22 protein-coding genes and 1 tRNA gene are annotated in these 23,567 nt (G+C 45.9%); 20 read left to right on the top strand and 3 right to left on the bottom strand.

The window, feature by feature from the left end; translation table 11 throughout:
• Positions 1–3 precede the first annotated feature (3 nt).
• The 3 genes from A2048_06610 (at position 4) to A2048_06600 (ending at position 3,131) form a co-directional block, all read left to right on the top strand.
• Entirely contained in the window at positions 4–804 is an 801-nt protein-coding gene (locus A2048_06610; protein ID OGP10996.1) for a hypothetical protein, read from the top strand.
• A 38-nt stretch (positions 805–842) separates the two neighbouring features.
• Entirely contained in the window at positions 843–2,123 is a 1,281-nt protein-coding gene (locus tag A2048_06605) for a Tol-Pal system beta propeller repeat protein TolB (protein ID OGP10995.1), read from the top strand.
• A 63-nt stretch (positions 2,124–2,186) separates the two neighbouring features.
• Positions 2,187–3,131: a hypothetical protein gene (locus A2048_06600; protein OGP10994.1), complete on the top strand. Its 945-nt coding sequence runs from the start codon at positions 2,187–2,189 to the stop codon at positions 3,129–3,131.
• 94 nt (positions 3,132–3,225) lie between these two features.
• Here the strand turns inward: A2048_06600 and A2048_06595 are convergent.
• A tRNA-Gly gene (locus A2048_06595) sits at positions 3,226–3,298 on the bottom strand.
• 184 nt (positions 3,299–3,482) lie between these two features.
• Here A2048_06595 and A2048_06590 point away from each other — a divergent pair.
• The 6 genes from A2048_06590 (at position 3,483) to A2048_06565 (ending at position 10,192) form a co-directional block, all read left to right on the top strand.
• The gene (locus A2048_06590; GenBank protein OGP10993.1) at positions 3,483–3,740 is read left to right on the top strand and encodes a hypothetical protein; all 258 of its coding nucleotides are present in this window, start codon (positions 3,483–3,485) and stop codon (positions 3,738–3,740) included.
• A gap of 225 nt (positions 3,741–3,965) precedes the next feature.
• Positions 3,966–5,435, top strand: a complete 1,470-nt coding sequence (locus tag A2048_06585) for a hypothetical protein (GenBank protein ID OGP10992.1) — start codon at positions 3,966–3,968, stop codon at positions 5,433–5,435.
• 147 nt (positions 5,436–5,582) lie between these two features.
• Positions 5,583–7,271, top strand: coding sequence for an energy-dependent translational throttle protein EttA (locus A2048_06580; protein ID OGP11011.1), 1,689 nt, complete (start codon positions 5,583–5,585; stop codon positions 7,269–7,271).
• 161 nt (positions 7,272–7,432) lie between these two features.
• On the top strand, positions 7,433–8,584 hold the full coding sequence (locus A2048_06575; protein ID OGP10991.1) for a hypothetical protein: 1,152 nt from the start codon (positions 7,433–7,435) through the stop codon (positions 8,582–8,584).
• 220 nt (positions 8,585–8,804) lie between these two features.
• The gene (locus A2048_06570; GenBank protein OGP10990.1) at positions 8,805–9,575 is read left to right on the top strand and encodes a hypothetical protein; all 771 of its coding nucleotides are present in this window, start codon (positions 8,805–8,807) and stop codon (positions 9,573–9,575) included.
• Between the two features lie 116 nt (positions 9,576–9,691).
• Positions 9,692–10,192, top strand: coding sequence for a hypothetical protein (locus tag A2048_06565; protein OGP10989.1), 501 nt, complete (start codon positions 9,692–9,694; stop codon positions 10,190–10,192).
• Between the two features lie 39 nt (positions 10,193–10,231).
• Here the strand turns inward: A2048_06565 and A2048_06560 are convergent, their stop codons facing one another.
• A complete protein-coding gene (locus tag A2048_06560) occupies positions 10,232–11,647 on the bottom strand; it encodes a hypothetical protein (GenBank protein ID OGP10988.1) in 1,416 nt (471 codons plus the stop codon).
• Positions 11,648–11,903: 256 nt separating this feature from the next.
• Between A2048_06560 and A2048_06555 the strand changes: the two genes are divergently transcribed.
• The 8 genes from A2048_06555 to A2048_06520 all read left to right on the top strand — a co-directional run bounded on the left by A2048_06555 (position 11,904) and on the right by A2048_06520 (position 20,262).
• The gene (locus A2048_06555; GenBank protein ID OGP10987.1) at positions 11,904–13,571 is read left to right on the top strand and encodes a hypothetical protein; all 1,668 of its coding nucleotides are present in this window, start codon (positions 11,904–11,906) and stop codon (positions 13,569–13,571) included.
• A gap of 36 nt (positions 13,572–13,607) precedes the next feature.
• Positions 13,608–14,240, top strand: coding sequence for a hypothetical protein (locus A2048_06550; GenBank protein ID OGP10986.1), 633 nt, complete (start codon positions 13,608–13,610; stop codon positions 14,238–14,240).
• Between the two features lie 116 nt (positions 14,241–14,356).
• Positions 14,357–15,466 carry an ethanolamine utilization protein EutJ gene (locus tag A2048_06545; GenBank protein OGP10985.1) on the top strand — a complete coding sequence of 370 codons (1,110 nt, stop codon included), beginning with the start codon at positions 14,357–14,359 and terminating at the stop codon, positions 15,464–15,466.
• Positions 15,466–16,362 (top strand): ABC transporter permease, encoded by an 897-nt coding sequence (locus tag A2048_06540; protein OGP10984.1) that lies wholly within the window; start codon positions 15,466–15,468, stop codon positions 16,360–16,362. The genes A2048_06545 and A2048_06540 overlap by 1 nt, the downstream gene beginning before the upstream one ends.
• A gap of 13 nt (positions 16,363–16,375) precedes the next feature.
• A complete protein-coding gene (locus A2048_06535; GenBank protein ID OGP10983.1) occupies positions 16,376–17,326 on the top strand; it encodes a hypothetical protein in 951 nt (316 codons plus the stop codon).
• 4 nt (positions 17,327–17,330) lie between these two features.
• Complete coding sequence (gene livG / locus A2048_06530) at positions 17,331–18,089, top strand: high-affinity branched-chain amino acid ABC transporter ATP-binding protein LivG (protein OGP10982.1); 759 nt, start codon at positions 17,331–17,333, stop codon at positions 18,087–18,089.
• Positions 18,090–18,222: 133 nt separating this feature from the next.
• Complete coding sequence (locus A2048_06525; protein ID OGP10981.1) at positions 18,223–18,954, top strand: ABC transporter ATP-binding protein; 732 nt, start codon at positions 18,223–18,225, stop codon at positions 18,952–18,954.
• A 174-nt stretch (positions 18,955–19,128) separates the two neighbouring features.
• Positions 19,129–20,262, top strand: coding sequence for a hypothetical protein (locus A2048_06520; protein OGP10980.1), 1,134 nt, complete (start codon positions 19,129–19,131; stop codon positions 20,260–20,262).
• Positions 20,263–20,412: 150 nt separating this feature from the next.
• Here the strand turns inward: A2048_06520 and A2048_06515 are convergent, their stop codons facing one another.
• Positions 20,413–20,631, bottom strand: a complete 219-nt coding sequence (locus tag A2048_06515; GenBank protein OGP10979.1) for a hypothetical protein — start codon at positions 20,629–20,631, stop codon at positions 20,413–20,415.
• A 241-nt stretch (positions 20,632–20,872) separates the two neighbouring features.
• Here A2048_06515 and A2048_06510 point away from each other — a divergent pair, with 241 nt between their 5' ends.
• The 3 genes from A2048_06510 (at position 20,873) to A2048_06500 (ending at position 23,278) form a co-directional block, all read left to right on the top strand.
• Complete coding sequence (locus tag A2048_06510; GenBank protein OGP10978.1) at positions 20,873–21,229, top strand: hypothetical protein; 357 nt, start codon at positions 20,873–20,875, stop codon at positions 21,227–21,229.
• A 40-nt stretch (positions 21,230–21,269) separates the two neighbouring features.
• Positions 21,270–21,569: a hypothetical protein gene (locus A2048_06505; GenBank protein OGP11010.1), complete on the top strand. Its 300-nt coding sequence runs from the start codon at positions 21,270–21,272 to the stop codon at positions 21,567–21,569.
• A gap of 113 nt (positions 21,570–21,682) precedes the next feature.
• A complete protein-coding gene (locus A2048_06500) occupies positions 21,683–23,278 on the top strand; it encodes a hypothetical protein (GenBank protein OGP11009.1) in 1,596 nt (531 codons plus the stop codon).
• The last annotated feature ends 289 nt before the right edge of the window (positions 23,279–23,567 follow it).

The following is a 23,567-nucleotide window of genomic DNA, read 5'->3' as shown; positions in this document are numbered from 1 at the left end:
CTTATGAGTTTTAAGAAATATCTCTGGATATCGGTGATCTTTCATGGGGGACTCCTTTTGTTCGTCCTGTTTGGCCCCGGTTTGTCAAATCTTTTTCCCCGAGAAAAAAAGGTGACCTGGATTAAGCTTTCAAAGGGTACGGGGGAATTCAACAACGCTTCCCCTTATAAAAAAACAACGAACATGCCCAAGAACACCCTTCGTGAACAAAAAAACATCAAGGAAAAAACAAAGGACAAAACGGGCAGCGATAAAAAATCCGCTCAGGGCGTAAAAAAGAAACCCCAGCCATCGGCACAAAAAAAAAAGAAGCAAACAAGCACTCCCATCAAAAAGGCGCCGGAAGATAAAGCTATAGAGGATGCCTTAGCCCGTGTTCAGGAAGAATTAAAGCAACGCCAGGTGGATCTCGAAGCGGCCCAGGTTGAAAAAGAAGGCGGGGGGCAATCACCGGAAGGATCGGTGGATGTGACCAACGGAGAGACAAACCCAGAAATAGTGATGTATGTGACCACTTTAAAGAAAAAAATAAATGATGAATGGGTGACTCTCCCTAAGGCCAATGCTGAAGGCACAAGCCTTGTTACGGTCATTTCATTTCAGATTGATGCCCAGGGAGCCATTGTGACAACCCAGGTTGAAACCCAATCAGGGGATGTAACGTTTGATCTTTTGGCGCAAAGAGCCATCGAACGGGCGGCTCCTTTTCCTTCGCCTCCTGACATTATTCGGGAGGAAGCCTTAAGCGAGGGATTTTCAATTGAGTTTAATCCTCGTTCTGTTGTAGATACGGGGACCCAGTGATAAAGAGGGCGGGGAGACCCCGCCCCTACGAAAAATATATGAAAAAAATAATTCTTTTTCTTTTTATCGTTCTTCTTCCTGCATTAGCCCATGCCAAAATTTACATTGTCATTGATGAAGTTTCGACCAAAAAATTTCCCATTGCCATTCCTGCTTTGCAAACTTTGGATGGGGGACATAACGAGCTTACAGAAAATGTCACAACTCTTTTGCGGAAAGACATGCGGCTTGCCGGCATTTTCAGGGTTTTGGATGAAGCCAGTTATCTGGAAAAAGACAGGGGGCTGGAGAATATTGATTTCTCCAAATGGAAGGCCATTGAAGCCTATGCCCTGGTGAAGGGAATTGTTGAGCCCAAGGGGGGAGGCAAGGCGCTGGTTGAATTACGTTTGTACGATACCGAAACCGAGCAGCTCTTGGTGGGCAAGCAATACCTTGTTTTTTCCAAGGATTATCCCGTGGCCGTGCACAAATTCACCGATGAGCTGATGCTGGCTTTAACGGGGGTGAAGGGGCCGTTTAATTCTCGTGTGGTTGCCGCCTGTGGCCGTTCCAATGCCCGCCAAATTTACACCTTTGCCATGGATGGAACCGAAAAATCAATTTTAACCAAAACCAAATCCAATAATATTTCTCCAAATTGGGCTCCTGATGGGTCCCGTGTGGCTTTCACCTCTTTCAATAATTTTTATCCGGAAATTTTTACGGTGGGGGTTGATGGTAAGGGGTTTAAACCTCTGACCCGAAACGCAGCGACCAATTTGACCCCGGCTTTCTCTCCTAATGGTTCGCAGATCGCCTTTGCCAGTTCCAAATCAGGAGACACCGAACTCTATTTGATGGACCTTTCCGGAAAAATTTCAAACCAGCTTACAAAAACCTATAATATTGACGTGTCTTCCGCCTGGTCGCCCGATGGTTCACAGATTGTTTTTGCCTCGGAGCGTGCGGGTAATTTGCATCTGTTTGTCATGGATGTGGCTTCAGGAAGTGTTTCACGCCTTACGTATACGGGCTATCAAAACGATCAGCCCGATTGGTCCCCCGATGGAAGAAAGATTATTTTTACAGCGCGTGATCGTGGGGCCTTTGACTTGTTTGTGATGAATGCCGATGGTTCGCTGATTCAACGTATTACCCGTGATGAAGGCAATAATGAATCCCCCACCTGGTCCCCGGATGGACGTTATATTGTGTTTTCATCCGGCCGTCGTGGCGGAAGCGGTATTTATGTTTCCATGGCCGATGGGGACAATCAAACCTTGATTCCCGGGACCGAATCGTGTGTGAATCCGGATTGGGGACCACGGCTGCAATAGTTGCTAGTCGCTAGTCCCTAGTAAGAATCTACTAGCAACCAGCGACTAGAGGCTCTTTAAGCAATGAACTACGCCGTCATTGACATAGGTACCAACACCCTCATTTTACTCATTGGTAAAGTGAAGGGGAAAAAGCTCGACAAAATACTTTTGGATCAGGCGTGCATTACCCGTCTTGGTCAGGGGCTTACTGAAAACCATTTTTTTATTTCCCAAGCCATGAATCGTACCCGGGAGGTTTTGGTCGGATTCAAAAAAAAATGCCAGGAACACGATGTTAAAAAAATTGTCGCTGTTGGGACGGCCGCCTGCCGTACAGCTGCCAATGCCCAAATTTTTATTGAAGCCGTTGCCAAGGAAACAAAAATAAAAACCCAGATTATTTCAGGGGATGAAGAAGCCGAATACACTTTTTTGGCCGTCAACCATGATTTTGGGGATAAAAATAAAAAAGCGATCGTGGCCGATATTGGGGGTGGTTCCACCGAAATTATTACAGGGAACCTGGGCCCCAAAATTAAAGAGCCTGAAACCACCATCAGCTTACCCATGGGATCGGTTCTTTTAACCGAAATGTTTGTACGTTCCGATCCAATTTCACAAGACGAGTTCCAACGTTTGCAAACTTCCATTCGCAACAATTTGGCCGACGAGCTGGATGATTTTTATCCAAAAGATTTCAACCCCCAGGATTACACCTTCATTGCCACGGCAGGCACAGCCACAACCCTTGCGGCCGTAGCCAAAAAATTGAAAGTATACAAGCCCGAAAAAGTGCATGGATCAAAATTGGAACTGCAAACCTTGCATCAACTCATCAAGGATTTTGCAGGGATGTCGGTGAAAGACCGACAGCAATTGCCAGGCATGGAGTCTTTGCGGGCCGATGTCATTTTGGCGGGCGCTTTATTGCTTAGTGAATTGATGCGCTATTTTAAACAGGACAAAGCTGTTATTAGTGATCATGGTTTGCGCTATGGAGTGTTTGCCAAAAAATTTTTAGGTTGATATTTTTTTCTTCCCCTTCTATTCCAGAGGGAATAGGGAGCATTTCGGAGTGTGTCATTCCGCATTCCGAAATAAGAATTCCGTATTCGTTATGAGCGGGAGACGGGGCTCGAACCCGCGACCCTCAGCTTGGGAAGCTGATGCTCTACCAACTGAGCTACTCCCGCATATTGATCCTTCGACTCAAACTCGGCCCCTTGGGGCCGAAATAAAAAAATGGATCAACCCTGAGCGATCCGCCGTAAGGCGGAGAGTCGAAGGGTCGCTCAGGATGAAACTCGGGGGCAAGCCCCCGAGTTGTCCATTTCGGAACCAAATTGGAATGAAACCACTATAAAAAAGGAGCAAAACATGCCAGCAAAAAAAACAAGTGCCTTTATGAAACCCCTTCAACCCGACGAAGCTTTGGGCGCCATTGTGGGCTCCAAACCACTTCCTCGTACCGAAGTTGTCAAAAAACTTTGGGTTTATATCAAGAAGAACAAACTGCAAGATGCCAAAAACAAGCGCAACATCAATGCGGATGACAAGCTTAAGGTGGTGTTTGGCGGCAAAAAGACCGTGAACATGTTTGAAATGACCAAACTTGTTTCAAAGCATTTGAAGTAAACGTCATTGACTTTGGCCTCCTTGGCGCACTTTTGGCTAAGGAGGCCAAATATTTCCAGATTCGACCGTTCCTCATTTTTCCCTTTCTTAAGGGATCTACACGATTTTTTTTTAGATCCATGACTGGATCCAGAAACCCAAATCATAGTCACAAGTTTCTATGATGTATGTCATGAAGACTTTCCTCATTCAGGCGTACTTACAACTCAAAAAAAGGAGGCTCCCATGAAATCCCGTCTTATCCCATTTTTGACATTCTTCTGCCTTGTTGCTTCCCAGGCTTTTGCCGGTGATATCGATATGGCCAAGCTTAAAGCCCAAATCAAGGCGGAGCTTAAAGATGAAATCAAGGCCGAAATACGCAATGAGGTTAAGGCCGAACTACGAAAAGAACTCGAACCCCAGGTTCGAAAAGAATTGGCCGGTGAAATCAAAAAAGATTCCAAGTCACAGCCAACGGTGGCAAAAACAGAAACCACCGAAAAGTCTTTGGTTTGGGACAAGCTCAAATTTTCCGGCCAGGTTCGGGTGCGTCCCGAAATACGGCGTAATTTGTCTCAAACAGTTCCCATGGTTCCAGGAGAGCGGGAAGAAGATGTGTCCACCCTTCTTCGCAGCCGTTTTGGAATAAGATACAACCCCGAAAAACATGTCAGTTTCTTTGTTCAAGGGCAGGATTCCCGTGAGTTTGGGGAAGAGGCTTCGGCTTCTGCAGCGGCAGTCGGCGATGATGAAGGCGTGGACCTTCATCAGGGATACATTGATTTCCTTAATATCGATGATTCAGATGTCAGTGTTCGCCTGGGTCGCCAAGAATTATCCTTGGGAGATGAACGCCTGGTGGGCGCTGTTGACTGGAGCAATGTGGGTCGTGCTTTAGATGGTATTGTCATCACTTTGGACAAACCCGGTTACGCCATGAATACCTGGGCCTTTGCCACTGACCGTACCACAATCAGTAATTCCGGCGATGGTCAATATGCGGCCGGTGTTTATGGAACATGGAAGGAATTCCCCAAGGGAGTTTTGGATGGGTATTACATCCTTCTTCAGGATAATGACGGCGCAACGGGCGTGGCTTCCGGAACGGGAGACACATTGAGTGTTCATACCATTGGGTTTAGAGCCAAATCAAATTTTGATAACGGAATTGATTTTGGTGCGGAATCGGCCGTGCAGCTTGGTAAATTTGGCTCCAACAGTATTCTTGCCTTTGCCGGTCATGGCAAAGCGGGCTATACCTTCGATGCAGAAGTCAAACCCCGCGTCGGCGTGGAATATAACTATGCCACGGGCGATGACAACACCAGCGACCGCTACACCAAATTCAACAGTCTATTTGCCACTGAGCATTTCAAGTATGGTTACATGGATTTGGAAGGCTGGAGCAATATGCACGATGCTTCGTTGGCCGTTTCAGCAAAACCCGGCAAGTTTTTTGTGGAAGGAAGTTATCATCTTTTAGGCGTTGATAAAAACCATTCCGCCGATACTTTTGGTGGTTTTACCGGTGGCCCCGGTGTGGGTAAAATTGCCGGGCATGAGATTGATTTGTTGTCCAAATGGACCATCAACGACTATGCCAACCTGCTGGGAGGCTACAGTCATTTTATTCCCGGAGCTTTCTTTAAAGATCAGGGAATGGATACGAGTGCCGATTTCTTCTATCTTCAGGCCATGGCTGAGTTTAAGTGATATAGAGATATTTTTTAGTGGTAAAGGGTAGGGGCAATTCATGAATTGCCCTTACTTGCATTGGAGCATTCTGAATCGTCTTTTTCTTCACTCATCATAAAAAAAAGCTTTCTTACCCTACCAGTTTTGATATGCCCTAATACCCTTATGGCTAACGAAAATGAAAAAATCATATTTTCCATGGTGGGAGTCAGCCGCGTTCATCCTCCCAAAAAGCAGGTCTTAAAGGATATTTATCTTTCCTTTTTTTATGGCGCTAAAATCGGGGTGCTGGGGTTAAACGGGGCCGGGAAATCAAGTCTCTTAAAAATTATTGCCGGGGTTGACAAAGATTACACGGGCCAGGTCACTTTTTCAAAAGACTATTCCATTGGTTATTTGGAACAAGAGCCCCATTTAGATCCTGAAAAAACAGTGCGCCAAGTCGTTGAAGAGGGTGTGCAGGAAGTAGTCGATTTGCTCAAGGAATTTGAAACGATCAATAATAGTTTTGAAAAACCCATGTCCGATGACGAAATGGCTAAGCTTATCGACCGTCAGGGGGTGGTACAGGAAAAGCTGGATGCCGCCAATGCCTGGGAGCTGGATAACCGCTTGGAACTGGCCATGGATGCGCTCCGTTGTCCCCCGTCCGATGCGCTTGTCAAAAATATTTCAGGGGGTGAAAAACGTCGTGTGGCCCTGTGCCGGCTTTTATTGCGCGAGCCCGATATTTTACTTTTGGATGAACCCACCAACCATTTGGATGCCGAATCTGTTTTTTTCCTTGAGCGCCATCTACAAAAGTACAAGGGCACAGTCATTGCAGTGACCCACGACCGTTATTTTTTGGACAATGTGGCAGGTTGGATTTTGGAATTAGACCGTGGGCAAGGCATTCCCTGGAAGGGCAATTATTCGTCCTGGCTGGTTCAAAAGAAAGATCGCCTGGCCCAGGAAGAAAAGGCTGAAACCAAACGCGTCAAGACATTGGAACGGGAATTGGAGTGGATTAGACAGAGCCCGGAGGCCCGTCGTGTAAAATCGAAAGCGCGTATTTCCAATTACGAAAAACTTCTTTCCCAGGAAAATGAAAAACTGGCCGAGGATATTGAAATTTATATTCCCCCCGGCCCACGTTTGGGGGAAACAGTCATCGAAGCCCGGAATATTTCAAAAGCCTACGGTGACAAACTCTTGTTTGAGAATTTAAGTTTCAGTCTCCCTCAGGGCGGAATTGTAGGGGTCATTGGTCCCAATGGAGCCGGTAAAACGACATTGTTTAAAATGATTATGGGTTTTGAAAAACCCGACAGCGGTTCTTTTAAAGTGGGGGAAACTGTCAAGCTTGGGTATGTTGATCAAAACAGGTTCAGCCCGGATGACAAACGGACGGTATGGGAAGTTATTTCTGGCGGAGCCGAGGTGGTCAAGCTTGGCAGTCGTGAAGTCAATTCACGAGCCTATGTGGCGCGGTTTAATTTTTCAGGCACCGACCAGCAAAAGCCCATCAATGTGCTTTCTGGCGGGGAACGGAACCGTGTGCATTTGGCCATGACCTTAAAAGATGCGGGAAACGTTTTGCTTTTGGATGAACCCACCAATGATTTGGATGTGAACACCCTTCGTGCGTTGGAAGTAGCCCTCGAAAATTTTGGTGGATGTGCCGTCATCATCAGCCACGATCGTTGGTTTTTGGATCGTATTGCAACCCACATGCTGTCTTTTGAGGGCGATAGCCAAGTGGTGTGGTTTGACGGCAATTTTTCCGAATACGAAGCCGATAAACACCGTCGCTTGGGCGATGCCGCCGATAAGCTGGGGCGGATTAAGTATAAAAAGTTGAAAAGAGAATGACAGGTCCCTGAGCGGAGCCGAAGGGCCGGTACGCTTCAACTCCGCTCAGCGACCAACTTTCGCCAATCCCCGTTAACAATCTTCGACAGTTTTCTAAATTAAAAAAAGGGGGGGTAGATAAAATGATTGACGATGTCATTTTATCCGGATAATCTCCCCTTATGGGGAAGATTATTAAAAGACTTTTTGAGCTCAATCTGCCCAAGGGTAAGTCAGCGTTTTTGTGGGGACCCCGGAAGGTGGGAAAGACCTACTGGATCCGCCAAAATTTACCAGAGGTTCCCCTTGTTGACTTACTTAAGACAGATGAATTTGCGGATTACTCCTCTCGTCCCGCCCTCTTGCGGGAAAGGTTTCAAGACCACACAGGGCTTGTTGTCATCGATGAAATCCAAAAAGTGCCCTCGCTTTTGGATGAAGTTCACTGGCTTATCGAAAATAAAAAGGTTTCTTTTCTTTTGACAGGCTCCAGCGCCCGTAAGCTTAAACGTGGCCATGCCAATCTCCTTGGAGGGCGCGCCTGGAAGAGGCATATGGCTCCCCTGTCTTACAAGGAAGTTGACTCGCTTGACCTTGAGAAAATCATGGTCAGTGGATTGCTTCCTTCCCATTTTTTGTCTCCGGACCCTATTGAAGACTTAAGGGCCTATCTGGCCGATTACCTTAAAGAGGAAATTGCAGCGGAGGCGCTCACCCAAAATATCCCGGCTTTCAGCGATTTTTTAAGGGTGGCTGCCCTTACCAGCAGTGAGCTTCTTAATTACACCAATGTTGGAAGGGAAGCGGGTATTTCCCCAAAAGTGGTAAGGACTTACTTTGATATTCTTGAAGACACTTACCTCGGATTTCGGATTAAGCCCTGGGTGAAATCAAAAAACCGCCGAATGATTGAGACCGAAAAATTCTATATTTTTGATGTAGGTGTTTCCAATTACCTTGCAAGACGCAGCCCCCAGATGGGCACTCCCGAGTTTGGCAAATCGTTTGAACAATATATTCTCATGGAACTGATGGCTTACCGGGCTTATCATCAACCTGAATTGGAAATCAGTTTTTGGAGGACCAGTACGAATCAAGAAGTGGATTTCATTTTAAATGAAAAGCAATTGGCCCTCGAGATTAAGGCCAGCTTGCGTGTTCACCAAGGAGATTTAAAAGGTCTTAAGGCCCTTCTTGAAGATGGCCCTGTTAAAAAAGCCATTATTGTTTGTCTTGAAAAACAACCCAGAACAATCGGCAAGATCCAAATACTTCCCTGGACCATGTTTTTAGATCAGTTGTGGGACGGTGAGTTCATCGCCAATCCCCGTTAACAATCTTCGATAATCTTCGATAGACCTTTTCTTCCCATTTTCCTTGTTTATCATAAATAACTGAAATTATTATACTTTTTTAATTTTTCTTCTTGGCATTAGGGTTGCTTTAGCTAGGGCCAGGTTCGCATCTTTCTTGGTTCAAGGGTGGACGAAGTGAAGGGCGGCTCTAAAAAAGTTCGCCGACGCCCGTTGGGCTTTGGCGCGACAAGGAGAAAATATGAAATTAAAAAACAAAATGAATTTGGGGGTCGCTTTTGTTCTGAGCATGGGGATTTTAACCGGTTGTGGTCAAGGGGCCAAAATCGAAAGCAATGAATTACGTGAAACGAAAGCAGCCGATCTTAAGATCGATATCCGCGTTGTTGAGGAAAATAATAAGGATCAAGCCCGTGTCACGGGGGTCATGCGTACACTTCCCGGAGAAGATGGAATTGAGTTTACTCAAGGTGAAAAACTTAAAGTCACCTCTGAAGATGGCGATGGCAATGAGCAAGATTCGGCCAACCTTTCTTTAGGAGACCCACTGGTCAATGATTTGATCAATGCCATATTCTTAGGTTTGCTCACTGATGATTTCTTCTACGCGGCCCATGTCGACAAGCCTTTGGGCAATCAGGAATATCATCTTTCTTATATTGATTCTGAAGGCACCCAGACCACGGTCAGCTTTCAGTCGGTCCATGTAGAAGAAACTACTTCGCCCATCAACAATCGTATTTATCGTATGGGGCAGCCCGTTATTGTGGAATGGGAAGCCGGCGTTCAAGAAAATCTGTTTGTAAATGTCTATAACGGGAGGGGGAGCTTGGTTCAAACCTACTCCGTTGAAGATAACGGGACATTCACCGTCAATTTGGATGAGCCTTTTTTAGGGGCAGCCACTCTCCGATTGGTGAATTGTGAATACATCAATCACGCTGAAGGTTTCGGTGCTGCTGAAATTTCCATCTGCTCTTACAGTACGCCAGTCAATATTCAATTCAACTAAGATTTATACCGTCTTCCCGAGCCTCCTCTTAAAATAAGAGGGGGGAGTGGGAAGAGTTAGAATTTTTTTAAAGGGAACCAAGGAAGTCAGTCAGCCACAAACAAGAAAGGACTTATATGAAAAACAAACTGCTTGCTCTTATGTGTTTGCCTCTTTGGTTGGCATTGACAAACTGTGGAATGGAGGCTGTGCATGCCAAGATCCATTCCAAAACAAAAATACGCGCCACTTACTCCATCTCGTGTAACGAGGAGGAATTCAGGGCCATTACTGATTCACTTCGTGACATCCTTGCACGGTTAAAGGATGTGGACGCGGGAACCACCACCATTAAATCGTCCCTGCATTTGGAGACGGATGGCACTTGCATCATCAAGGAAAATGGGGAAACCGTGGCCCACGGGACTTGGAAAGAGGTCAATGACACTCAAATAGAAGTAACCATCGATGGGAAAAAGATTCTTCTTGAAGCCCAAAAAGTCGGTGAGGAAATCATCCTTTGGGGAGAGAATATGCAGGAGCTCTGTGTGGATTCAGAAGGCGAATTACGCATCGACAATGAAACGGATGCGGAGATTGATGGGACCGCCGATGATGATCATGATTGTGGGTGTTAGTAAGGGCGGGTCGCAGACCCGCCCCTACGCAGAAAAATGTTAAATCAATCCGTATTTTTTTAGCCTGTGAAACAGGCTGGAGCGGGCCATGCCTAATATGCGGGCGGCTTCAGAGATGTTGCCGCCCGCTTCCCTTAATGTTTTGGCCAGCTCTTGGGCTTCTTCTTTTTTGATGGAATCGCGGACATTGAGACTTTTTTGTTCCAATTTTTCAGGATCAATTTTTTCTGGACCGAGAGTGGTTGAAAGATCAAGATTTAAATCCGTCGGTGTGATCTCGTCATCACTGCACAAAATGGACGCGCGTTCGATGATGTTTTGCAGCTCGCGCACATTACCGGGCCAATCATATTGACGAAGGAGATTTAAGGCTTCGCTTGTCAGCTTGAGGGCTTTCCCGATTTGTTTCCCTGATTTTTCGGTAAAATGTTTTGCCAAAGTTTCAATATCTCCTTTGCGTTCCCTTAAAGGGGGTACCTGTATCGGGATGACATTCAATCTAAAATAAAGGTCTTCACGAAATTGTCCTTTTGCCACCATGTCTTTCAAATTTTTGTTGGTGGCCGCCACCAGGCGTACATTCACTTTTACCACCGATGTACCACCCACACGTTCAATTTCTTTTTCCTGGAGTACGCGCAAAAGTTTGGTTTGGATGGATTCAGAAATTTCGCCAATCTCATCCAAGAATAAAGTCCCACCGCTGGCACGTTCAAAGCGACCGGGTTTTTGTTTTTCAGCCCCTGTGAAGGCACCTTTTTCGTGGCCGAATAATTCGCTTTCCAAAATGGTGGGTGAAAGAGCGGCGCAATGCAGCGCTATAAAGGGATGTGTTTTTCGGGAGCTGTTTTGATGGATGGCGCGGGCTAAAAGTTCCTTGCCCGTCCCGGTTTCGCCAAGAATCAAGATGGTGGCATCAGTGGGAGCCGCTTTAAGAATGGTATCCGTGATGGGCTTAAGCCCCGAGGAGGCACCAATGATGCCTGAAAAATCGGTCATTTCATCCACTTGCTCTTGCAAGGATTGGGCTTGGGCCGCTTTTTGGGTGAGTTCTTTTAACTTGGCTGCGCGCTCTTTGTAGATTTTGAAGGCACCATCTAAAACTGGTTTAAGCTCACTTTTTTTCCAAGGTTTGACGATGTAATCATGCACATGCCCACGATTGATGGCTTCCAGCAAAAGCTGTGGGTCGGAATAAGCTGTCAACATCATGCGGATGCTTTGAGGGGTAAGTTCCACCAATTTTTCACAAAGGGCCACGCCACTCATGCCGGGCATTTTTTGGTCGACCAAAATAAGCGGAAAGTTTTCATCTTTAAGGATTTGAAGAGCTTCTTCCCCGGAAAGGCAGGTTTTGACAAGATATTCCCCGCCAAAAGCGCGCACGAAAGTGTCGAGATTGATTTTTTCATCATCCACATAGAGGATGGCTGGTCGAAAGACGTCTGAATCCATAAGAACACTATAATAGCAGGGGAAAGGTGTCAGACCAATTGATAATTTGAGATCTCTTCCCCCTTTAAAAAAGGGGGATATAGGGGGATTTTCCCCGAATGGATGGGGGGCTAAAATCGGAACGGAGCGGGAATGAAAGCGGGAACAAATCCCCCTTTTATTCCCCCTTTTTTAAAGGGGGAAGAGTTATCGAAAATCGTCGAAAACTGTTCGGGTGTTTTAGAGAAGTGTGGTAGTTTTTCCTCTGATTTTCTTCATGTTTTACTATGGCCCTCAAATTGCACATGCCAGGGTTAGGGAGAAAATGATGATGACTTCTCAAAAAAAATATTGGTTCTTATATAGTGTGATTTTGCTCTTGGCTCTGGGTATTTTTTCTTTGGTGGCCACGTGGGGGCATTCTTTTATAGGAAAAGAGATCCCCGGTTATCTGACCCAGGAAAACGGAGTGGTTTCCCCATTTTTTTCACCACGGTGGCTCCAGATTGGAGAAAAAATAAGGTATTTTGAATTAAGCCCGGGCCTATCGGACAAGCAGATTATTTTTTCAATGATGGACTACATCGTGATTGTTTTGTTTCTTTCGGTGAGTGGGCTTTTATTTGTGATGCTAGGCTTGGCCGTTCATTATTTTTATCCACCCTTTTCAAGCAAGAACATCCTTTTGGTGATTAATACGCTGGCGGGCATTTATCTTATGCTCACCGTTGACTTTCATCTAACACACAAACTGTCGTATTTGTTTTTGTTGGTGACCACTTTTTTACCCACTTTGGCTTTGCATTTTGCGTTGGCCTATCCCGATCATCGTTTAAATAAAAAACAAAAAACTGTTTTTGGGGCAGCCTATTTTTTGACTTCTTTATTTTATCCCTTTTATGTTTTTGCCTTTAAAACCAACCCCGAGTTGTGGTTAAAACTGCAAATGGTTCTTATGGCCTATGTGTTTTTTTCTTCCCTTTTCTGGATTGGCCGTCTTTTTTATCTTTTGGACCGGCCCCAGCATGATTTTGTCAAAACACTTTCCCTTTACCTGCTTGTCGGCCAATGCCTGGTTTTTCTGGTTCATCTGGTTCCGGCCCATCTCCTTTTGGTTAATGACATTTTTCTGCCCCTTAATTTTTTTGCACCGCTGACCCTGCTGTGTCCCGCCGCTTTTTTTGTGGGGCTGATTTTGGCCAAACTTAAACAATCCCAATGGTCCCTGGTTCAAGCCGAACGGCGTGTGACTGTGGCCAATCTTTTTTCAGGGTTGGTCCATGAAATCAACAACCCCATGACCTTTGTTTATTCCAACATTGAACCGGTGCGCGAAATTTTGGGGGATATCAAAAATAATTTGCCGGCATCCGCCGCGGGGCTGGTGAAAAAAGTGGATGTCATGGATGGGGCCTTGGCCGACATGGAAACGGGGGCCAACCGGGTGCGCGATATCATCAACCAATTCCGGTTTTACTCACATCCTGGAGCCGACCCATCTCCTTCCTCACAAGTGATTTTAAAACAATCCATCGAGGGGGCGCTTTTAATGACAAAACCTAAATGGAAAGATCGCATTGTCATTGAAAATAATGTCAATGAGGCAATGATGGTTATGGGCCATAGTACGGGGTTGGGGCAATTATGGGTTAATTTGTTGTCCAATGCCTGTGATGCCATTGAAGGGAAAGGAACGATCCGGATCGATGCAAAAGAAGTTGAAAAAGGCATTTCGGTTTTTATAAAAGATTCAGGGAAGGGTGTGCCCCCGGATGTAGCCAAGCGTGTGTTCGATCCCTTTTTTACAACCAAACCCCAGGGCGAGGGTACCGGTCTTGGATTGGCCCTTTGTCTGGAAATTGTGACAAAGCATGGGGGAACCATTGATATTCATTCAGAAGAGGGGCATGGATGTGAGGTGGTGGTAAATTTTCCAAGGAGATAGATTAATTCCAAGGGGGAAAGATAAGGGGAAGAAAACATGAATAAAATTATCCATGGAGTGGTCATTGTGTTTCTGTTTGTGGCTTCAGCGCAAGCCAAGGATTCTGAGGTAAGTGCGATTAAGGATTCCTTCAACCGATATTCTCAGGCGGTGATGGCCTACAACGGAACTGAAGCTGCCAAATATATAAGCCAGAACACGCTGGCCACTTATGACCGTTATCGTCGTCTCGCTCTTTCAGGATCAAAAGAACAGATCAGAAAAGAGCCGCTTTCAGACCAGATCAACATTCTGTCGGTGCGCCATAAAATTTCACAAAAAGAATTACAGGCCATGAATGGTGCCGGATTGTTTGCTTATATCATTGACCACCAATGGACCAAAAAAGGGGCGGTCCAAGTGCAGAGTTTGGGAAAAATTAAAATGGAGGATGGTAAAGTCATGGCCCCTATTCTGGTGGAAGGGAAGGATTATGGGCTGAGGATGACATTCTTAAACGAAGATGGGGGCTGGAAAGTGGATCTTCCCGCCTTGACGGAAATAGCCACACAGGGGCTTAAATGGGCAGCGTGGAAACAAGGAGTAAGTGAGGAACAATTTGTAGAGGCGGCCATGGTAAAAATTTTGGAGAAAAATTTGGGGGATGGTTTGTGGAAACCGGTGATGTAGGGATGGAGTTCCCCCGCCCGCTATTCTGTATGGGCGTATTGCAATACGCCCATACGAAGTTTCATAATCAATAAATCCTTGCACCCTCCCAGAGCGTTGGGCATAGTCTTGTCATTATGAAAAAAATATTTCTTTTTCTTTTCTTCCTTCTTTCCTGTCAAAACAATCAAAATGTTTTCCTTGTGGGTGAGTTTGGCAGCCTTACCGGCGATACCGCCACATTTGGCCGCTCTACGCACGATGGCGTGATGATGGCGCTAGAAGAAGTCAATGCCCAAGGGGGATTGTTGGGGAAACAGGTAAAGGTGATTACCGAAGACGACATGAGTAAACCGGAAGAAGCCAAAACAGCGGTACTCAAGTTGATCAAACGGAATAAAGTAAAAGCCATCATCGGCGAAGTGGCTTCCTCTCGCAGCTTGGCTGCAGCCCCTGAAGCGCAAAAGGCCAAGGTGCCCATGATATCGCCTGCTTCAACCAACCCAGGAGTGACACAAGTCGGGGACTATATTTTCCGTGCCTGCTTTATTGATTCGTTCCAGGGCGAAGCCATGGCCAAGTTTGCTTTCAATAAACTGGCGATTCGCAAAGTGGCTATTTTTAAAGACATCAAAAATGATTATTCGGTGGGGTTGGCCCAGTTCTTTGAAAAAACTTTCCGGTCTTTGGGGGGAGAGGTTGTTTCTGCTGAATCTTATTCCGAAGGCGATATTGAATTCAGGGCCCAGCTCACCAACATGAAAACAAAAAATCCAGAGGCTCTTTTCATTCCTGGTTATTACACTGAGGTGGGGCTTATTTCCCGTCAGGCGCGCGAGTTGGGTTTGAATGTACCACTTTTGGGTGGGGATGGATGGGATTCCCCTAAAACCATTGAAATTGGTGGGGTGGCCATGAACGGCTCTTATTTCAGCAACCATTATTCGTTGGAAGATCCTTCGCCCATTGTTCGGAATTTCATTGAAAAATACAAACAAAAGCACGGCATCATCCCCGATGCCATGGCGGTGTTGGGTTATGATGCGGCCCACATCTTGTTTGATGCCATTAAACGGGCAGGGGATGAAGCTCCGGAAAAAATTCGGGAGGCGTTGGCCCGGACCAAAAATTTTCAGGGTGTTTCCGGTACAATTTCCATGGATGAAAACCGCAACGCCATTAAAAAACTGGTCGTCATGAAAATTGACAACGGTGCCATCGTTTTTCAGGATGTAGTGAATCCGTAATGTCCGAATTCCTTCAACAACTCATCAACGGACTTTCGTGGGGGGCCATTTATGCCCTTATTGCCCTTGGCTACACCATGGTGTACGGGGTTTTGCGCCTGATCAATTTCGCCCATGGCGATATTTACATGATGGGAGCCATGGTGGGCTATTTTGTTGCCCGTCTTTTTTCTGCGCAAGCCTCCTGGCTGCATTTTTTTGTCGTCTTATTTTTATCCATGATGGCCTGTGGTTTTTTGGGGGGATTTATTGAACGGGTGGCGTACCGGCCTTTAAGAAAGGCCCCCCGCTTATCCCTGTTAATTACCGCCATTGGTGTTTCTTTGTTTCTGGAATATGGGGGACAACTGGTTTTTGGGGCCGATCCCAAATTTTTTCCGCAACTTATTTCCAATCAGCCGCTTTTTTCCTGGGATGGTGTTGTCATAAATAATATTCAATTTCTAATCTTGACCGTCAGTTTTGGCTTGATGATTCTTTTACGTTTTTTTGTTTTGAAAACGAAGATGGGCAAGGCTATGCGTGCTGTTTCCTTTTCTCCCCTGGCTTCTTCCCTTGTTGGAATTAACGTCAACCGGGTCATTTCGTGGACTTTTGTTTTGGGCTCAAGCCTTGCCGGAGCTGCGGGAGTGCTTGTCAGCTTGTCCAACCCAAAAATTGAACCGCTAATGGGTGTGATGGTGGGGTTAAAAGCCTTTGTAGCCGCGGTTTTGGGAGGGATTGGCAATATTCCAGGAGCTCTCTTGGGCGGCTTGGTCATGGGAATTAGTGAAACCATGGTGGTGGGGTATCTTTCATCGACTTATCGCGATGCCATTGCCTTTGTAATCCTGATTTTGGTGCTTCTTTTAAAGCCGGCGGGGTTGTTGGGGAAGGCGATAAAAGAAAAGGTGTAGGGGCAGGTCTTGTATGACATTTCGTTTTATCAAAATCATAGGCACTCTGATTATCCTTCTAGGATTTAATTATCTCTTTAAAAATATCATCAACCCCTACATCACCCAGATTGTGTGTTTAATCGGTATCAATCTTATCATGGGATTAAGCCTTAATCTCATTAGCGGACAAACGGGGCAGTTTTCCCTGGGACATGCGGGGTTCATGGCTTTGGGGGCTTATACCTCGGCCTTTGTCACCTTTTATGGCGAGGCTTATGTTGTCGGGGTTCTTTCCTTTTTGCCCGCCGTTGTGGTCCAGCAGGCATTGTTTGTGGTGGCCCTTGTTTCCGGTGGGCTTGTGGCAAGCCTGGCAGGACTTGTGGTGGGGATTCCCACATTACGGTTAACAGGGGATTATCTGGCCATTGCTACACTGGGGTTTGCTGAAATTGTCAGGGTATCCATTCTGAATACCGAGGTTTTGGGCGGCGCCCGAGGGTTTACGGGCATTGGAGAATATGGGAACTTTTTCTGGATTTTTTTGTGCGTTGTCATCACCACCCTTGTGCTGAAAAACATGGTTTATTCCACCAAGGGTTTGGCCTTTTTGGCAGTGCGCGACAATGAAATAGCGGCCCAGGCCATGGGGATTAATATCGCCCGGCAGAAAGTTTTTGCCTTTGTCACCAGTGCTTTTTTTGCCGGAGTGGGGGGCGGGCTTTTTGCCCATTTGATGACATATTTAAACACCAACTCGTTCGGGTTTTTAAAATCAGTTGAGTTTGTCGTGATGATTGTCTTGGGTGGGCTTGGTTCGATGAGTGGTGTTTTTATTTCAGCCACTTTGCTGACGGTTTTACCCGAGGTTTTAAGGGCGGCCAGCGAATGGCGCATGGTTGTATATTCGCTCTTATTGATTTTGATGATGATCCTTCGCCCCCAGGGTTTGTTGGGGATGCGGGAGATTTTTAAAAAACGGTAACAATATGTTATCCATCCAAAACATTTCCCTTTCCTTCGGGGGTATCAAAGCCATCCAGAATTTTTCGGCCCATTTGGCCCAAGGCGAATTATTGGGTATTATCGGGCCCAATGGCGCGGGCAAGACGACCCTATTTAATATTTTAACCGGTGTTTATGATTCTGATTTGGGGGATGTGGTTTTTAACGGAGAAAAAATACAGGGCTTGGCCCCCCATGCCATCAATCGTTTGGGCTTGGCGCGCACGTTTCAAAACATCCGTCTTTTCCCCAGCCTTACGGTCATAGAACATGTGCTTTCGGGCTTCTTACAACACATGAAAACCCATTGGATTGAAGTTGTGGTGCGATCATTTTCATCACACAGGGAAGAAAATGAATTGGAAGAAAAAGCCTGTGAACTCTTGCGCCTGTTTGGGCTTTGGGAAAAAAGAAATGAGATGGCAGTTAATCTTGCTTATGGCGAACAACGCAAACTTGAAATTGTCAGGGCCCTGGCGACCTCCCCCCAAATTCTTTTACTGGATGAACCCGCGGCGGGGATGAACCAGACCGAAAAAAAACATTTAGTCGAACTGATACGCCGGGTGAACAAGGAATATCACTTGGCCATTTTGCTTATCGAGCACGACATGAATGTGGTGATGAACCTATGCCCGCGTATCATTGTTTTGGATTACGGGGAAAAACTGGCGGAAGGCACCCCCCTTGAGATTCGCAGCAATCCCAAAGTGATTGAAGCGTATTTGGGGGAGAGTGTTTGATTTTATCTCCTACCCCCTCCAACTCCCCCTTATCCCGCAAACGGGATCCCGCTTCGCGGGACAAAGGGGGAGAGACTTAAAAGGATCTCCCCTCCTTTGTAAGGAGGGGACAAAGGGGAGGTAGCAACGTCAAATGCAACCATTTCTTCAAATCACCAACCTCCACGTCTCCTACGGAGCCATCAAGGCCCTAAAGGGAGTTTCACTTACGGTGAACGAAGGTGAAATTGTCACCCTCATCGGTTCCAACGGTGCCGGAAAGACAACTCTATTACGTACCATTTCAGGAGTGTTGCGCCCGGTAGAAGGAGAAATTTTATATCATATGTGTAATGACAGGTCGCGACCTGTCATTACAGCAATGTCCCCCCACCACATTGTTGAAAACGGCATTGTGCAAGTGCCGGAGGGAAGGCAGATTTTCTCCAATCTGACCGTACGCGAAAACCTGGAGCTGGGGGCTTATGCACGTAAAAACAGAGTTCCCTTTGATGAGGAATTCGACCGTATCTTTTCACTTTTTCCCCGTCTAAAAGAGCGTCTTTCACAAAACGCAGGCACCCTTTCCGGAGGCGAGCAGCAAATGTTGGCCATAGGCCGGGCCCTTATGGCCAAGCCCAAACTGCTTTTGCTGGATGAACCCTCGCTGGGCATTGCCCCAAGCCTGGTACAACAGATTTTTGAAACACTTAAGGAAATCAACCGGCAAGGGGTGACTCTTTTGTTGGTGGAACAAGACGCTTACCTGGCCCTCAAAACCGCCCATCGTGGCTATGTCCTTTCAACCGGCGAAATCATCCTTTCAGGCACCGGCCCCGAACTTGCCGCCAACCCGCAGGTAAAAGAAGCTTATTTGGGGGGATGATTTGGTCTCTCGTTCCCACGGTCTCCGTGGGAACGCAATTCCAATGACGCCGGAGCGTCCCCACTTTTCGTTCCCACGCAGAGCGTGGGAACGAGTTAACGGGTTAATATGACCATTTTGGAGTGCTCTCCAAAATGGTCTTGACTATTTTGGAGTGCTCTCCATAATAGTCGTATGCGTTACCTGCACAAATACATTCAAAAAGATCTGCAAAAGAAGATGGTTTTTATAGGGGGGCCTCGTCAATGCGGTAAAACAACCCTTGCTAAACGGATTCTTAAACAAGCAACATCGGTTGACGAATACAATTATTTCAATTGGGATGATGACCAGGACCGGCAAAACATCCTTAAACGCAAGTTTCATCCTGATAGCCGCCTGATTGTATTGGACGAAATTCACAAATATTCACGATGGAAGAATTGGTTAAAAGGACTCTACGATACCCAGAAAAACAGTCATAACTTTTTGGTAACAGGCAGCGCCCGTCTGGACGTTTATCGACGGGGAGGCGACTCCATGATGGGCCGTTATCACTATTGGCGGTTGCATCCATTCACCTTGTCTGAAATTCCAAAAGGCATCGGCAAAAAAGAAACCTATAAAAGGCTCTTGAGTGTTGGTGGTTTTCCGGAACCGTTTTTGGACAATAACGAACGTGAAGCACGACGCTGGCGTCGCGAACGTCAGGATAAAATCTTGAAGGATGATGTGCGTGACTTGGAAGCCGTTACGCAAATTACCACCATGGGGCTGCTTCTTGACAAACTAAAAACGCGCGTGGGGGGGATGGTTGTGTTTTCAAATCTGGCCGAGGAATTGTTTGTATCCCCAAAAACAATCAGGCACTGGATTGAAATTTTGGAAAAAATGTATGTCCTATTTTGTGTCTGGCCCTACTCAAAAAATATGGCTCGCGCCATTCGGAAACCGCCAAAAATTTATTTTTATGATAATGCCGATGTCGAAGGGGATGAAGGTGTGAGGTTTGAAAACCTGGTGGCAAACCACCTGCTCAAAAAAAACCAGTTCATGGAAGATTACGAAGGTTATCGCTATGAATTAAGATATGTCCGTGACAAGGAGGGCCACGAGGTTGATTTTGTCATTTTAAAAGACGGCAAGGTTGATGAGCTCATTGAAGCCAAATTAAGTGATGGTGTCGTATCGCCATCCCTTGCTTATTTTGCCAACAGACTCAAACCCACAAAGGCGTACCAATTGGTCGGAGAGGCCTCAAAATTGGGATTTGAGGGTAATCTGCGTTCTTTGGATGCCGTAGAGGAATTGTCACGGCCATTTTATTGACCTGGCTGACTTAAGAGTTTGAGAAATGGGTGATCCTTAGGCTTTGTTCTTGGATGGTGATGCCATGGATTTTTTGAATGTGGACATTAGGGCATTTTTACGCGTAATATACCCACTCTATTTTTTAGATAGATCTTTATCCAATTGAGGTTAATTCCTTTCTTCACTTACCAAATCAAAAGCCATTCTTGTTGCATCGAAGCGGTCAAAAAACTCTATTTTTTCTTCCTTCATTTTATCCATCAAAATCTGATGATATTTGGATCTTAAAATGCCGACTTCTTCTTTAGCCCGAAATTCCTCTTCGGGGATTTCTTTTTCTAGATTAACCAGATCGATATAGACATGAGCAATTTCCAACAAATTCATAGCTCCTCCTTTGCTATTTTCATGGCAATGCGTGCCGCATGATCCCGGTCTTTAAATTTAATGCCCTGATTTTTTAACAAATCTATAAATTTTCAATGAAGGTCGACCCTTTATTCTTCCAGTTCTTGCAATTTTTTTACATCAGAAGTCTTCTCAATCTTTTCTATGTAAGCGATCGCCAAACCCATCTTACATGTAGCCAGAAAATGATTTAAAAGGTCTCCATCGAAAGGAGATCCGGATGAACGAGATCACACCATTAAAAAGCAAAGCGCGCAGTTGGGGAGAGATGATCAAGGCACAGGTTCAAAGCGGCCAATCAATCCAGGTATTTTGTGAGGGGCGTCAAATCAAGACGTACGCATTTTATTACTGGAAGAAAAAGTTAAGAGATTTGCCCCCTTCGGGGCCCAGTCGATTTATTCCCATTCCCAGAGCCGCGTATTCAGCAGAGAAATTTCCACGCATACATTTGCCCAACGGTGTGCAGATTGAACTTGGCGCCGGTTTGGAATCCGGAGTTGTAAATCAGTTCCTGCGAGGCTTATGCGGAGTCGGAAATCCCATGCCAAAGGGAGGTCACAGTGAAAAGCCTTGATCGTTTTTCAGAGATTTACCTGCATCGAGATCCAGTGGATATGCGCAAGTCGATCAACGGGCTGTCGTTGATTGTATTGGAAGAGATGGAGGTAGCATTTAAATGCGAGCGTCTTTTTGTTTTTGTGAGCCGGTGCGGGAAGAAGCTGAAGCTCATCTATTGGGACCAGACGGGCTTTGCGTTGTGGTACAAGCGGCTGGAGAAGCAGAGGTTTAAGTGGCCGCGTAATCATGAGGAGGAAGTCATCCTGAGTAATGCTGCTCAATTGGAGCAATTACTTTTTGGATTTGATGTTTTCCAGAAGCCGCATATTTATTTGCAATACCAGCAAATAGGATGAGGCTTTTTTGGATGATTTGTGGTACAAACATTTTAATGTTTGATCCGGAAACACTCCCCGCAAACGCAGAACAGCTCAAAGGAATCATCAGTCTTCAGATTCAAAATCACGCAATAGAAATCCAAAAATATCAAAACAAAGCCCAAAGTTTTCAATCACAAATCCAAAATCACAAAACAGAAATCGAAAAAAAAGACACGGAGCTTTTGTTTCTCCAACAGGAGAATGAGTTTTTAAGGGAGAAACTGCGGTTAGCACGGATGGCGCAATATGCGGCCAAGAGTGAGAAACTGTCATCGAATCAATGCGAACTTTTCAACGAAGCGGAAGTTGGCGCCTTGGCCTCAGTGGTGGAGGAAGCCCAGCCCGGAATTGAAGTTCCGGCACACACCCGCAATCGACCCATACGCAAGCCCTTTCCCGATGATCTACCTCGTGAGGAAGTGATCATCGATCTTTTGGATGCAGAGAAGTTTTGCGATAAAGATGGCAGCCCCCTCAAAGAGATTGGATCCGAAGTTTCCGAGCAGGTGGATATTATCCCGGCAAAGGTGAAAGTGATTCGGACGATTCGAAAGAAGTACGCCTGTTCCTGCTGTGGGGACACCATCAAAACAGCGAAGATGCCGGAGAGGATTTTACCCAAGAGCAATGCGACACCTGGATTACTCGCTCACATTGCTGTGAGCAAATACGTGGATGCATTGCCCTTGTACCGTTTGGAGCATATCTTCAAACGGAGCCACATCGACATTCCCCGCAACACGATGGCCAGCTGGATGATTGCAATGTCTGAGAAGCTCCAGCCGATTTACAACCTGATGGAAGAAGAGCTTTTATCCTCGGATTATGTTTGCTGCGATGAGACGGTGGTTCAGGTTTTAAAAGAGCCCGGGAAAAAGGCTCAGAGCAAGAGTTACATGTGGGTAAGATCACGGCATGGGCCCCAAGACCCCAAAGGGGAGCCTAGGCTGGGCCCCATTGCAGGGGTGAAAATAAATCCGATTGTTTTATTTGATTACGATCCAACAAGATCAGGGACAGTGCCCAACCGACTGCTCACGGATTTTAAGGGGTATCTGCAGGTGGATGGCTATGCAGGTTACGATACGGTTTGCGACAGAACAGATGTTACTCGAGTAGGATGCATGGCGCATGTGAGGCGGTATTTTTATGATGTACGGAAAGCGTCGCCGAAACAAAGCAGCGCAGCGAACGAAGTTCTTTTGCTGATTCAAAAGCTGTACAAGATTGAAGAGCTAATCAGCGAAAAAACAATCGAGGATCGATTTAAAATCCGGCAGGCGCAATCAGAGCCTATACTTAAAGAGATTAAAGCTTGGCTCAATGAAAACGAAAAAAAGTATCCGCCGCAAGGGCTGATGGGCAAGGCCATCACGTATGCCCAAAACCAGTGGCCGTACGTGATGAACTATTTAAAATACGGCAAACTCGCCATCGACAACAATTTTACGGAGAACAGAATCCGGCCGTTTGCGATTGGCCGAAAAAACTGGCTGTTTAGCGACACCCAAGCCGGAGCCAACGCCAGCGGAATGATTTACAGCATCCTTCAAACCGCCCGCGGCAACGGCCTGGACCCCTACGCGTACATGCGGCACCTGCTGACTGAACTCCCCAAATGCCAAACCGCCGACCAAATCGCAAAACTTCTGCCTCACAAGATTGATTTTAAGATTTTAAAGTGAAAACCTGGGGTGGGTTTGGTGATCGCTTACTTTAAAATAACAAAATCATCAAAATCATTTTTGTTATCATTATTTTTATCTTTATAAAATGCCGAGGCATCTCCCCATTTTATTTTATTATCTGTAACGAACATGGTTTATCTCCTTAAAGCATTATGGTCCATCGGGTGTATAAGACGTTGGCTTTACCGGCTTCTTCCCAACAGCTTTTTTATCTAACTTATATTTCTTTTTAATTTCTTCGATCCCTTTATCCCAATCTCCCAGAACCCTTGCTTTTACTTTGTCA

It is taken from the genome of Deltaproteobacteria bacterium GWA2_45_12 (assembly GCA_001797365.1).
Taxonomy (GTDB): Bacteria; UBA10199; UBA10199; order UBA10199; family UBA10199; genus UBA10199.
Note: the sequence above shows the minus strand (reverse complement) of the source record. Positions and strands in the feature narration are given on the sequence as shown.